10 protein-coding genes are annotated in these 12487 nt (G+C 67.3%); 8 read left to right on the top strand and 2 right to left on the bottom strand.

Going from position 1 to position 12487, the window contains the following annotated elements; all coding sequences use genetic code 11:
• Positions 1-53: 53 nt before the first annotated feature.
• Complete coding sequence (locus HWW87_RS19370; RefSeq protein ID WP_175821695.1) at positions 54-962, bottom strand: LysR family transcriptional regulator; 909 nt, start codon at positions 960-962, stop codon at positions 54-56.
• Positions 963-1090: 128 nt separating this feature from the next.
• Here HWW87_RS19370 and HWW87_RS19365 point away from each other — a divergent pair, with 128 nt between their 5' ends.
• From HWW87_RS19365 to HWW87_RS19350, 4 genes are all read left to right on the top strand, one after another.
• Entirely contained in the window at positions 1091-1978 is an 888-nt protein-coding gene (locus tag HWW87_RS19365) for an NAD(P)-dependent oxidoreductase (protein ID WP_279608040.1), read from the top strand.
• A 54-nt stretch (positions 1979-2032) separates the two neighbouring features.
• Positions 2033-3550 carry an aldehyde dehydrogenase family protein gene (locus HWW87_RS19360; RefSeq protein ID WP_175821693.1) on the top strand — a complete coding sequence of 506 codons (1518 nt, stop codon included), beginning with the start codon at positions 2033-2035 and terminating at the stop codon, positions 3548-3550.
• A 48-nt stretch (positions 3551-3598) separates the two neighbouring features.
• Positions 3599-4933 carry a DUF3100 domain-containing protein gene (locus HWW87_RS19355; RefSeq protein ID WP_175821692.1) on the top strand — a complete coding sequence of 445 codons (1335 nt, stop codon included), beginning with the start codon at positions 3599-3601 and terminating at the stop codon, positions 4931-4933.
• Between the two features lie 84 nt (positions 4934-5017).
• Complete coding sequence (locus tag HWW87_RS19350) at positions 5018-6208, top strand: M20 aminoacylase family protein (protein ID WP_175821691.1); 1191 nt, start codon at positions 5018-5020, stop codon at positions 6206-6208.
• 432 nt (positions 6209-6640) lie between these two features.
• On the opposite strand, the gene HWW87_RS19340 is transcribed toward HWW87_RS19350, so the two are convergent.
• Positions 6641-7150 carry a MarR family transcriptional regulator gene (locus tag HWW87_RS19340; protein WP_174387530.1) on the bottom strand — a complete coding sequence of 170 codons (510 nt, stop codon included), beginning with the start codon at positions 7148-7150 and terminating at the stop codon, positions 6641-6643.
• A gap of 206 nt (positions 7151-7356) precedes the next feature.
• Here HWW87_RS19340 and HWW87_RS19335 point away from each other — a divergent pair, with 206 nt between their 5' ends.
• Genes HWW87_RS19335 through HWW87_RS19320 form a run of 4 tightly spaced genes read left to right on the top strand, consistent with a single transcriptional unit; the run spans position 7357 to position 12486 of the window.
• Positions 7357-8328: an amidohydrolase family protein gene (locus tag HWW87_RS19335; RefSeq protein WP_175821690.1), complete on the top strand. Its 972-nt coding sequence runs from the start codon at positions 7357-7359 to the stop codon at positions 8326-8328.
• Complete coding sequence (locus tag HWW87_RS19330) at positions 8325-9692, top strand: MFS transporter (RefSeq protein WP_175821689.1); 1368 nt, start codon at positions 8325-8327, stop codon at positions 9690-9692. Before HWW87_RS19335 ends, HWW87_RS19330 begins: the two co-directional genes overlap by 4 nt.
• A 59-nt stretch (positions 9693-9751) precedes the next feature.
• Entirely contained in the window at positions 9752-10216 is a 465-nt protein-coding gene (locus HWW87_RS19325) for a (2Fe-2S)-binding protein (protein WP_175821688.1), read from the top strand.
• The gene (locus tag HWW87_RS19320) at positions 10213-12486 is read left to right on the top strand and encodes a molybdopterin cofactor-binding domain-containing protein (protein WP_175821687.1); all 2274 of its coding nucleotides are present in this window, start codon (positions 10213-10215) and stop codon (positions 12484-12486) included. The genes HWW87_RS19325 and HWW87_RS19320 overlap by 4 nt, the downstream gene beginning before the upstream one ends.
• Position 12487 lies beyond the last annotated feature (1 nt).

Genomic DNA, 12487 nt, shown 5'->3' with positions numbered 1-12487 from the left:
GCTCGCGTCGCGGGCAGGAGCACGGGCCAGGACCAGGGCCTGGGCAGGCCCGGCTAGCGGAACGCCCGCATCTGCCCCGTCATCATCTGCAGCATCTTGTTGGCAGCCACCGAGAGCTTGCGGCCCACGCGCGTGACCATGTGCGCCTCGGCGTTCTCGAGGATCGGATGCGCGATCTCGATCGCGAACAACTCCCTGGCCTGCAGTTCGGCCGTCACCGCGAAGGCCGGCATCACCGAGATGCCGAGCCCGGATTTCACGAATTCCTTCAGGATCGCGAAGGAATTGGTGGTGATGATCGGCGCGAGCCGTACGCGCTCGGCGTATTCCACCGCCTCCATCATCTGTCGCGTGCCGTAGGACGGGTGGGTGGCCGCCATCGGGTAGGTGGCGAGCTGCTGCACCGTCAGCACCTTGTGGCTGCGGCGCGGGAAGTCGGGGCCGACGATCGCCATCATCGGCTGCCGCTTCGAGGCGCGCGACACCAGCTTGGGCTCGGCGGGCGGGTTGTAGACCAGGCCGATCTCGCCCTCGTCGTTCGAGATTTTTCGGATCACGTCGTTGGTGCTGCCCACGTCGAGGTTGACGCGGATCCCGGGGAACTGCCGGCAGAACTGCTGCATTGGCCCGGCCAGCAGGTCCGAGACGAAACCCTCGCCGAGCACCAGGCTGACCTGGCCGGTCTTGAGCCCGCGCAGCTCCTGCAGACGCGAGATCAGGTCGTCGCGGTGCGCGAGCTGCTCGCGGAAATACTCGATCACGCAGCGTCCCGCCTCGGTGGGCGTCACGCCGCGCGCGTGGCGCTCCACCAGGGTGGCGTCGAGCTCCTTCTCCAGCAGCCCGATCTGGCGGCTCACGGCCGAGGGCGCCACGTCGAGCCAGTCGGCCGCGGCGCGGATCGTGCCGCAGCGCACGGCCTCGTAGAAATAGACGATCCGGCTGTCGGTAAGGGTATCGCTCATGATTCTGGTGTTCTAAAAAAGAGAACAATCTCAATATTGGCGTTGATTGATTATACGGATCGCCGGATCGAACATCGTGACCATGCAAGGTGGGCGCAAGCTGGCGCGCCGGCCTCGAACCAACTGCTATCAGGAGTCGTCGGATGAAAACGGTGGGCGTGATCGGTCTGGGCAACATGGGGCGCGGCATGGCGGGTTCGCTGCGGCGCGGCGGCTATACGGTGCTCGGCTACGACGCGGCGCCCGGCGTGGCGTTCGCGCTGGCCGGGCAGGCGGTGCTGTCGGCGCGCGATTCGGTGGCCGAGATCGCGCGCGACGCCGACGTGCTGCTGCTGTCGCTGCCGACCTCGGCGGTGGTGGAGGCGGTGGTGCTGGGCGCAGGCGGCGTGCTCGAGAACGTGAGGCCGGGCAGCATCGTGATCGACACCACCACGGCCGATCCGGACAGCACGCGACGCGTGGCGGCGGCCCTGGCCGAGCGCGGCATCGGCTTCGTCGACGGCCCGGTGAGCGGCGGCCCGAAGGGCGCGGCCACCGCCACCATGACCATGGTGCTGGGCGGCTCGGGCAGCGATATCGCGGCCATCGAGCCGATCCTCGCGGTGATCAGCGCCAAGCGCGTGCATGTGGGCCCGGTGGGCGCCGGCCACGTCACCAAGCTGCTCAACAATCTGCTGACCGGCGTGCACCTGCTGGCCGCCAGCGAGGCGGTGCGCACCGCGCGCGCGGCCGGCGTCGATCCGGAAAAGCTGGTCGAGGCGCTCAACGGCGGCTCGGGCCGCAACAGCGCGACGCTGACCAACTACCCGACCTGGATCTTCAACGGCAAGTTCGATTCCGGTTTCACCATGAAGCTGATGCGCAAGGACGTGCGGCTCGCGCTGGGGCTGCTCGACCAGTTCGACAGCATCGCGCCGGTGGCGCGCGAGGCGGCGCGCGTGTGGGCCGCCAGCGAGGTATCCGTCGCCGACGGCGAGGACTTCAACCGCATCGTCGACTTCGTCGACCCTGCCTGAGGCCGGGCAGCCCGCGTCACGATCCCGCTCGACCCACCTATACGGAAACCCGACATGACCCAGCACGCAGACCAGTTGCTCGCCGCCTTCGCGCATTTCTTCCCCGGTGCCGCCACGATCGGCTCGTATATCGACGGCGAGCTCGTCGCCGGCCAGGGCGACACGATCCAGCTTGACGATGCGGCGACGGGCGAGGCCACGCTCGCCTATCGCGACGCCGGCGCAGCCGTGATCGACCATGCCGCCGAAAGCGCGCGCCGCGCGCAGCGCGAATGGTGGGCGCTCACGCATGCCGCGCGCGGCCGCGTGATGCAGGAGGTGGCGCGTGCGATCCGCGCCGAGGCCGAGGCGATCGCGCGGCTGGAGGCGCTGGGCTCGGGCAAGCCGATCCGCGACTGCCGGGGCGAGGTGGCCAAGGTCGCCGAGATGTTCGAGTACTACGCGGGCTGGACCGACAAGTTCTACGGCAGCGTGATCCCGGTGCCGACCTCGCACCTCAACTACACGCGCCGCGAGCCGGCCGGCGTGGTGCTGCAGATCACGCCCTGGAACGCGCCGGTGTTCACCTGCGGCTGGCAGGTGGCGCCCGCGGTGGCGATGGGCAACGGCGTGCTGCTCAAGCCCTCGGAGCTGACGCCCTTCACCTCGCTGGCGGTCGCCAGGCTCGGCGAGCGGGCCGGGCTGCCGCGCGGCCTGGTCAACGTGCTGGCCGGCTTCGGTCACACCGCCGGGCAGGCCGCGATCGCGCATCGCGTGGTGAGCAAGGTGGTGTTCGTCGGCTCGCCGGCCACCGGCGCGCGCATCGCCGAGGCCGCCGCGCGCCGCGTGCTGCCCTGCGTGCTGGAGCTGGGCGGCAAGTCGGCCAATATCGTGTTCGCCGATGCGGACCTCAAGCGCGCCGCGCTGACCGCCCAGGCGGCGATCTTCGCCGGCGCGGGCCAGAGCTGCGTGGCCGGCTCGCGTCTGCTGGTGCAGCGCGCCGTCTACGACGAATTCGTCGCGATGGTGGCTGCCGGGGCGAAGAAGATCCGTGTCGGCGCGCCCCTTGATGATGCGACCGAGGTGGGCCCGATCAACAATCGCAAGCAGTACGACCACGTGATGTCGATGATCGCGCGCGGGGTGGAGGCTGGCGCCACGCTTGCCTGCGGCTCGGCCGAGCGCGTCGGGGAGGGCCGCGGCGGCTACTTCGTGGCGCCCACCGTGCTGGCCGGCGTGTCGAACGCGATGGAGGTGGCGCGCACCGAGATCTTCGGGCCGGTGGTGGCCGCCATCCCGTTCGACACCGAGGAGGAGGCGATCGCGATCGCCAACGACACCGACTTCGGCCTGGCCGGCGCGGCCTGGACCACCGACGTGGCGCGCGCGCATCGCGTGGCCGCGCAGGTGAATGCCGGCACCTTCTGGGTCAACGGCTACAAGACCATCAACGTGGCTTCCCCGTTCGGCGGCTACGGCATGAGCGGCTACGGCCGCTCGAGCGGGGTCGAGGCGCTGTACGAATACACGCAGACCAAGAGCGTGTGGGTCGAGACGGCCGAAGCGCCGCCCACCGCGTTCGGTTATCTGTAACTACCGGCCCGCATTCGACGGCAGCCGGGCTTCAAGGGGAGACTCGTCATGGAACACGCACTGGGTATCGAGCGCCGCGAGCTTGGCGGCGCAGCCACCGCCAAGGTCCTGCTTTACGCGGCCGGCATCCTGCTGGTCGCCGAATGGATCGGCTCGTTCACGTTCAAGCTCGGACCGGGCAAGGTCGTGCTGCTGCCGATGATCTGGGCGCTGCTGCTCGGCGCCGCGGTGGGGCTGGCCAGCGCGCGCTGGAACAGCAGCGCGCGCCTGAGCGTGCCCGACCAGTTCTTCGCGGCCGCGATCCTGCAGCCGGCGCTGCTGCTGTTCGTCTCCAAGCTCGGGCTGATGGTGGGTAGCGCGCTGCCCAAGCTGGCATCGGCGGGCTGGGCACTGGCCTTCCAGGAATTCGGCCATTTCGTCGGCACCATCCTGCTCGGCCTGCCGCTCGCGTTGCTGCTCGGCATCAAGCGCGAGGCGATTGGCGCAACCTTCTCGGTGGGCCGCGAGCCGAGCCTGGCGATCATCGGCGAGAAGTACGGCATGGATTCGGCCGAGGGCCGCGGCGTGCTGGCCGAGTACCTGACCGGCACCGTGTTCGGTGCGGTGTTCATCGCCGTGTTCGCGGGTTTCGTGAGCAGCCTCGGCATCTTCGATCCGCTCGCGCTGGCGATGGGTTCGGGCGTCGGCTCGGGCAGCATGATGGCGGCCGCCTCGGGCGCGATCGCCGCGCAGCAGGACCCAGAGACGGCGAAATCGGTGCTCGCCTTCGCCGCGGCCAGCAACCTGATCACCACCACCATCGGTACCTACTTCACGCTGTTCATCTCGCTGCCGCTCGCGGTCTGGGGCTATCGCGTGCTGGAGCCGCTGATCGGCCGCACCACCAAGGCGTCGGCGCAGCCCGAAGCGGCCAGCCCGTCGCTGGGCGAAGTGCGGACCGAGGCGCCCGCGCTCGGCTACAGCGGCAAGCTGCTGGCCTGGATCGTGACGGCCGCGATGGCGCTGGTGTGCGACTGGATCGCCCACGGCACCACACCGCTGGCGGGACTGCCGGGAATCGCGATCATGGTGTGCGCGACGATCGTCGGCGATGCGCTGGCGCGCGTGACGGGGCGGCGGATTCCGGCGGTCTGCTGGGTATCGGTGGTGGCGATGTTCCTGACCTCGCCGTGGTGCCCGTGGGCGTCGCAGATCGCCGCGCTCAGCTCGCACAACGATTTCCTCGGGGTGACCACGCCGATGCTGGTGTTCGCGGGGCTGTCGATCGCCAAGGACATCCCGGCCTTCCGCCGGCTCGGCTGGCGCATCGTGCTGGTGTCCTTCGTGGCCAATGCCGGCACCTTCATCGGCGCGACCCTGGTGGCGCAGCTGTTCCATATCTGATCTCTCCTCTCGCGGCACGGCGGCGGGCGGCATGGACCGGCCCGCCGCCGTGCCGCGACGACCGACAAGCGCGTTCCCATCCGCATGAAACTGATCGATTCCATCGTCGCGCACGCCGACGAACTGACGGCGATACGCCGTGATATCCATGCCCATCCCGAGGTGGGCTACGACGTGTTCCGCACCGCTGAACTCGTCGCCGAGCGGCTCGAGCAATGGGGTTATGCCGTCACGCGTGGCGTCGGCCGCACCGGCGTGGTCGGCACCTTGAAGCGCGGCGGCAGCGCGCGTGCGATCGGCCTGCGCGCCGACATGGATGCGCTGCCCGTGCAGGAGGCCAACACCTTCGCGCATCGTTCGACGGTGGCCGGTGCGATGCACGCGTGCGGCCACGACGGGCACACCGCCATGCTGCTGGGGGCCGCGCGCCATCTGGCGCGGCATGGCGAGTTCGACGGCACCGTGCAGTTGTTCTTCCAGCCGGCCGAGGAGTCGGGCGGCGGCGCGCGCGCGATGATCGAGGACGGCCTGTTCGAGCGTTTCCCGGTGGATGCCGTGTTCGGGCTGCACAACTGGCCCGGCATCGCGGCCGGCGATTTCGCGGTGCGGCCGGGGCCGCTGATGGCCTCGACCAGCCTGTTCCGGATCGACTTGCGCGGTGCCGGCTGCCACGCGGCCATGCCGCACCTGGGCCGCGATCCGGTGTTCGCGGCGGGGCAGGTGCTGAGCGCCCTGCAGGGGATCGTCACGCGCAACCGTAATCCGATCGACGGCGCGGTGCTGTCGGTCACGCAGGTGCATGCGGGCGAGGCGATGACCGTGGTGCCGACCGATGCCTGGCTCGGCGGCACGGTGCGGACCTTCTCCGATGCGACGCTCGACCTGATCGAGACGCGCATGCGCGCCGTGGTGGCCGCGACGGCCGCGGCCTTCGACTGCGACAGCGAGGTGGATTTCCAGCGCCAGTATCCGGCTACCGTGAACGACGTCGAACAGACAGCGGTGGCGGTGGCGGTGATGCGCGAGCTGGTGGGCGACGCGCATGTGAACGCGGCCGTCGATCCGACCATGGCGGCGGAGGATTTCTCGTTCATGCTGCGCGAGAAGCCGGGTTGCTATGCGTTCCTCGGGAATGGAGTGGGCGATCATCGCGTGAATGGGCATGGCGGCGGGCCTTGCCTGCTGCATAACGCCAGTTATGACTTCAACGATGCGTTGCTGCCGGTGGGCGCGAGTTATTTCGTGAGGTTGGTGGAGCGGATTTTGGGGCGGTAGGGAGGCGGCGCCGACTTTTCGTGTCAGTTCGTGATGAACGAGCGCCGCCGGGGTGATCTCGGTATGGGTGGCGCTCGTTGGAAAATCTTGATTCGACCGGAGCCGATCACGCCGAGCCTACGAACGGTTCAGCTTCCGCGCAACAACCCCGAGTTCGACCTTTCGCGCTTCGCGCGATAGAGCGCCATGTCAGCCTGATGCGAAAGTGCCTGTACCGATTGCGGGCGTGCGCGATGGCCCGTGGCGCAGCCGATGCTGACGGCCGATGACGCATGCGATGAGTGCCGTCACTCGGCTATTCGTCCGTAAGCGCATTCAGTAACGCGTTCAAGCGCCTGTCCGGACATTCGTCGACGGCAATCGTCATATCGCACGCACTGCTTCTGAAGACGCGGGCAGTGAGCGCGGGCGGCGTTCGCGGGGAAGTCGAGGCTACCGGTTCGACTCTGCAGCCGTTTCCATCGGAACCTCGGTGAAATGCTCGAGCGACTCGGCGTTCGCATACAGGCGCTCCAGCAGATCGCGCAGAAAGTCGATTTCCACCTGACTGAAGCAGTTCAGCGCCGTGACCTCGAAGTGCTTCGCGAGCGGCACGATCTTGCGTGTCAGCTTCGCGCCCTCGGCGGTGAGCGATAGCTGCACGGCTCGCCCGTCCGACGAACTTTTCTCGCGCAGCACCAAGCCTTGCGCGATGAGGCGATCGACGATCCGCGACAGCGCCGACATGTCGACGCAGGCACGGTCGACCAGCTCCGACAGGCGTTGATGCGGGCGATGACCGAGGGACGCGCACACGCGCCATTCGCTAAGCGACAGACCGTAGCCGCGCAGCACTTTCGAGAACGAACTGCCCATCCGGCTGCCCGCGCGCGCGACCAGGTACGGAATGGCGCGTTCGAGATCGTGTTCGATGAGCGGCGGGTTCGGTTTCTTCATGTCCATCAGGCGACTTAATAGTTGAAGGCTCAAGTATATACTGCCGTCTCCGGTGCGGCTGTTCTCACGGATATCCTGTCTTGATTAAGCGAGAAATGAGCTGGTCCAGCGTGATGCCGTTCGGGTAGTCCCCAGTGCATAGTTGAAAAATCAAGTATATACTCGCCAGCAGTTTAGATGATTTTTCAAGTAAATTTCCGTGGACGCATGCCATGAAAGACAAGATCGCGCTGGAAGAACACTTCGCCATCGAGCAGACCATCGGCGATTCGCAGGTCTATGCGCGTCCGGAGGTATGGACGACGCTGCGCGCAAACCTGCTCGACTTCGAGCAGCAGCGCCTCGAGCAGATGGAAGAGTGGGGCACCGCGTATTCGATCCTGTCGTTGAATTCGCCAGCGGTGCAGGCGATTCCGGATGCCGGCCGCGCCAACGATGTCGCGCGCCGCGCCAACGACGTTCTCGCCGAACAGATCGGCCGTCACCCGACGCGCTTCGGCGGCTTTGCCGCGTTGCCGATGCAGGATCCCGAACTCGCCGCTCGGGAACTCGAACGCTGCGTGAACGAGCTGGGGTTTCACGGCTTTCTCGTCAACGGTTTTTCGCAGGTCGGCGACACGGACACGGCCGTCTACTACGACGATCCGCGCTTCGATGGATTCTGGGCGCGCGCCGCTGCGCTGAACCGGCCGTTCTACATGCATCCGCGCGATCCTCTTCTGGCGCACGCGAAGGTGTTCGACGGCGCGCACTGGTTGACCGGGCCGACGTGGGCATTCGCGGCGGAAACCAGCATGCATGCGCTGCGCTTGCTGTCGAGCGGGCTCTTCGACCGTCATCCGCGGTTGCAGATGATCCTCGGACATTTCGGCGAAGGCATCCCGTTCAACGTCTGGCGCGTCGATCACATCCTGCGCAAAGGCCGCCGCGGCATGCCGTGCGAACGTGAGATCGGCGACTACCTGCGCGAGAACGTGTACATCACGACAAGCGGCAATTTCCGTACGCCGACCCTTCTTTCGACGATGCTCGAGGTCGGCAGCGACCGGATCATGTACTCGGTCGACTACCCGTTCGAGAAGCACGAGGACGCGGCGCGCTGGTTCGATCGCTGCGAAATCAGCGAGAACGACCGGCGCAAGATCGGCCGGGACAACGCACGCCGATTGTTTGGTCTTGCATGAGCATATACGCGCAAAAGCCGGACGCAATCGACGTCGCGGCCACCATCGACGCGCAGCCCATCGGCGCTTTCCAGAAGCGGCTGATGGCATTGATCGCACTGTGCGTGGTGATCGACGGATACGACGTGCAGTCGATGGGTTTCGTCGCACCGGCGTTGATCGCATCGTGGCACGTGTCGCGCGCGGCGATGGGGCCGGTATTCGGCGCGAGCCTCGTCGGCATGCTGATCGGCGCGCTCGCGATGGGGCCCCTCGCTGATCGCGTCGGTCGTCGCCCCGTGCTGCTCGGCTGCACGGCGTTCGTCGGCGCGATGATGATCACAACCGCGTTCGCGGGCTCGCTCGCGCATCTGCTCGCATTGCGCTTCCTGACCGGCTGCGGCCTCGGCGGAATCATGGGAAACGCCGTTGCGCTCGTGAGCGAGTACAGCCCGGCGCGCAAGCGCGCGACGTTGACGATGTGGGTGTCGTGCGGCTTCACGCTCGGCGCGGCGTTCGGCGGCGTCGTGTCGGCGGTATTGATTCCGCTTGCCGGCTGGCGCGCGGTGTTTGCGCTCGGCGGTGCGGTGCCGCTGCTGATCGCCGCGGCGATGATGTTTGCACTGCCCGAGTCGATGCAATTCCTGATCGCGCGCGGTGCACATGCCGAACGTATCGGCGTGTTGTTGCAACGCGTCGCGCCTGCCGTACACGTGGCTGCGCACACGCGCTTCATCGCGCCGGCGCGCACCCACGACGGAAACGCCGTCGCCGCGCTCTTCGCCGACGGTCGAGCACGCGTCACGGTGCTTGTGTGGGGCGTCAACTTCATGAACCTGCTGAACCTGTTCTTCCTGGCGAACTGGCTGCCGACCCTGGCAATCGACTTCGGCTACGGCCTCGCCGAGGCGGCTGTCATCGGCACGACATTGCAGGTCGGCGGCGTGATCGGCACGCTCGTCATGGGGCCGCTGATCGACCGTTGGGGCTTCTTTCGCGTGCTCGTACCGGCGTATCTGGTCGCGACCGTCACGATCCTGTCCATCAGCCACGTCGCCGCTGTCTCGCTCGCGATGCTGCTGGCGGTCGTCGCGGCGAGTGGTTTCACGATCGTCGGCGGACAACCCGCGAACAACGCGCTTTCCGCGGCGCTCTATCCGGTGACGCTGCGCGCGACCGGGGTCGGCTGGAGCCTCGGCATCGGCCGCGCCGGGTCGATCGTCGGACCGATCGTGGCGGGCGCGCTGATGCAACTGCACTGGAGCGCGCAGCAACTGTTCTGCGCGGCGGCCGTCCCGGCGCTCCTGTCGGCCGTGATGTTGTACGCCATGTCGCGCGAGCGCCGCCTCGCGCCGACGCGCAAGCCATCGACGGAAGCCGCCTGATCCCGAATGCGCCACTGGCGCGGCCGTCGTGTTTTCTGCTGTACCACTGGAGTATTCAGATGACGATTTCGCTGCTGGTGAACCGGCAACGGCGCACCGTCCCCGCGTCGCCCGACACACCTCTGCTTTATGTACTACGCAATGATCTGGGGCTGAACGGCGCCAAGTTCGGCTGCGGACAGGCGCAATGCGGCGCGTGTACGGTCATGCTCGGCGAGACGCCGGTGCGGTCGTGCGTATTTCCGGTCGGCGCGTTGCGCGGGCAGTCGGTCACGACCGTCGAGGGGCTCGGTTCGCCAGGGCATTTGCACCCGTTGCAGCAGGCCTTCCTCGACGAACAGGCGGCGCAGTGCGGCTACTGTTCGAGCGGCATGCTCATGGCGGCCAAGGCATTGCTGGACGCGGACCCGCACGCAGACGAGACGGCCGTGCGCAGCGCACTGGCGGGCCAGAAGTGTCGTTGCGGCGCGCACAATCGGATCGTGCGCGCCGTGCTGCGCGCCGCGGAGGCGATGCGTTCATGAAAGCTAGAACAATGCGATCCCCGGAATTTTCAGCGCCGCGCCGCCGCTTCGGTCAACAGGCGGGCGCGTTGGTGGCGCTGTTCTCCCTTGCGCCGTTTGCTGCGCGTGCGCAAACGCCTCTGCAGACCGTGCAGAAGGCGCCCCTGCCGGTCAGCTTTCGTGAGAACCCGCGACTCGACGGCTGGATTCGCGTCGACGAACGAGGGCATGTGACCGTGTTCACCGGCAAGGCTGAACTCGGACAGGGCATCCTGACCGCGCTGGCGCAAATCGCCGCGGAACAAATGGACGTCGACTTTGCGAGCGTATCGATCGTTTCTGCCGACACGTCGCGAGGCCCGAACGAGGGCTATACATATGGCAGTCAGTCCGTCGAACAAAGCGGTGCGGCATTACAGGCTGCCAGCGCGCAGGCGCGCGCGGTGCTCGTCGGCACTGCGGCACGGCAACTCGGCGTTCCAGCGGACGGGCTCACTGTTCGTGCCGGCGTAATCTACGCGCCTGATGGCCGCACCGTACGCTACGGCGATCTCGCGCGCGGCGCAAGATCGCTGCTGGAGGGCGCGGTGACAGCCGATGCGCCCCTCAAGCGGCCCGCCGACTACCGGTTGATTGGCCGTTCCATTGCGCGCATCGATCTGCCGGCAAAGTTCACGGGCGAGGCTGCCTTCGTGCAGGACATGCGCTTGCCCGGCATGTTGTTCGGTCGCGTCGTGCGGCCGCCTCGCGCGGGCGCCAATCTGATCGATGTCGATCTCGCGAGAGCGCGGTCGATGCCGGGCGTCGTCGTAGTGGTCCGCGACGGGGACTTTCTCGCGCTCGCCGCCGGACGCGAAGAACAGGCAATCGCCGCGCGTGCAGTGCTCGCGAATACCGCCCGCTGGAGCGATGCCCACGCCGATCTTCCCGATGTCGACGCATTGCCGGCTGCGCTGCGCAGCTGGCACAGCGAAGACATGGTCGCGGCGGCAACCGGTCAGGACGTACCGGTTCCCTCGGATGTTCGCTGGATCGAGGCAAATTATTCTCGGCCTTATCTGTCGCAGGCGTCGATCGGACCTTCCTGTGCGGTCGCCTGGTTCAAGGGCGCGCACATGACAGTGTGGTCGCACACACAGGGGGCGTATCCGCTGCGCGGCGATCTTGCGACGGTGCTCGGCATGCCCGTCGATTCTGTCGATGTGGTGCACGTGCCGGGTTCGGGCTGCTACGGCCACAACGGCGCGGACGACGTGGCGCTCGATGCGGCGCTCCTCGCCCGCGCGGTCGCGGGCCGGCCCGTGAAGCTGCAATGGATGCGCGACGATGAGTTTGCGTGGGCGCCGATCAGTCCGGCCATGTCCATGCGCATCCGCGCCGCATTGACGCCGCAAGGCCGCATCGCCGACTGGCAGTACGACGTATGGAGCAACACGCATGCGGCGCGTCCGGGTCAGCACGGCGGCATCAATCTGCTCGCGGCATGGCATCTGTACAAGCCTTTCACGCCGTCCCCGTTCCTGCGCATTCCTCAACCGTACGGTAACGGCGATCGCAATGCGGTGTCGGTGTATGCGTTGCCACGGCAGCGCGTCGTCAATCATCTGCTGCTCGATTCGCCGATTCGCACGAGTTCGCTGCGCACACTCGGCGCGTTCGGCAACATCTTCGCGATCGAGTCGTTCATGGACGAACTCGCGCTCATCGCGAATGTCGATCCCGCGACGTTCCGACGCAGGCATCTGACCGATCCGCGCGCGCTCGCCGTGCTCGATGCGGCGCTCGCGAAGGCGAACTGGCGCGTGGACGAGAAGTTGCCGCCGGGGCGCGGGCGCGGTCTCGCCTATTCGCGCTACAAGAGCATTCAGGCGTATGCGGCGGTGGTCGTCGACGTAGACGTGGAGCGCGAGAGCGGTGTGGTGAAGATCACGCGCGTCACCATTGCGGCCGATCTCGGTCGTGTCATCAACCCCGATGGCGCGAAAAACCAGATCGAGGGCGGTGCGCTGCAGGCGCTCAGCTGGTCGCTCAAGGAGCGCGTGAATTTCGACCGGCGCGAGATCACGACGCGCGGCTGGGCCGACTATCCGATCTTTACGTTCGAGGACGTGCCGCCGGTCGACATCGTGCTGATCGACAGACCGGAGATGCCGTCGCTAGGTGCGGGAGAGTTCTCGGTGGGCCCCGCCGCGGCGGCGCTCGCTAATGCGGTAGCCGCAGCGACAGGCGGCCGCGTGCGTGATTTGCCGATGACGCCACAGCGCGTCAAGGCGGCGTTCGGCGCGGCTTGAG

Source organism: Burkholderia sp. BCC0419, from assembly GCF_902830285.1.
Lineage (GTDB): Bacteria > Pseudomonadota > Gammaproteobacteria > Burkholderiales > Burkholderiaceae > Burkholderia.
Note: the sequence above shows the minus strand (reverse complement) of the source record. Positions and strands in the feature narration are given on the sequence as shown.

Coding starts and splice junctions, on each gene's coding strand:
- HWW87_RS19370 (WP_175821695.1), bottom strand. CDS start 962: ATGAGCGATACCCTTACCGACAGCCGGATCGTCTATTTCTACGAGGCC.
- HWW87_RS19360 (WP_175821693.1), top strand. CDS start 2,033: ATGACCCAGCACGCAGACCAGTTGCTCGCCGCCTTCGCGCATTTCTTC.
- HWW87_RS19355 (WP_175821692.1), top strand. CDS start 3,599: ATGGAACACGCACTGGGTATCGAGCGCCGCGAGCTTGGCGGCGCAGCC.
- HWW87_RS19350 (WP_175821691.1), top strand. CDS start 5,018: ATGAAACTGATCGATTCCATCGTCGCGCACGCCGACGAACTGACGGCG.
- HWW87_RS19340 (WP_174387530.1), bottom strand. CDS start 7,150: ATGGACATGAAGAAACCGAACCCGCCGCTCATCGAACACGATCTCGAA.
- HWW87_RS19335 (WP_175821690.1), top strand. CDS start 7,357: ATGAAAGACAAGATCGCGCTGGAAGAACACTTCGCCATCGAGCAGACC.
- HWW87_RS19330 (WP_175821689.1), top strand. CDS start 8,325: ATGAGCATATACGCGCAAAAGCCGGACGCAATCGACGTCGCGGCCACC.
- HWW87_RS19325 (WP_175821688.1), top strand. CDS start 9,752: ATGACGATTTCGCTGCTGGTGAACCGGCAACGGCGCACCGTCCCCGCG.
- HWW87_RS19320 (WP_175821687.1), top strand. CDS start 10,213: ATGAAAGCTAGAACAATGCGATCCCCGGAATTTTCAGCGCCGCGCCGC.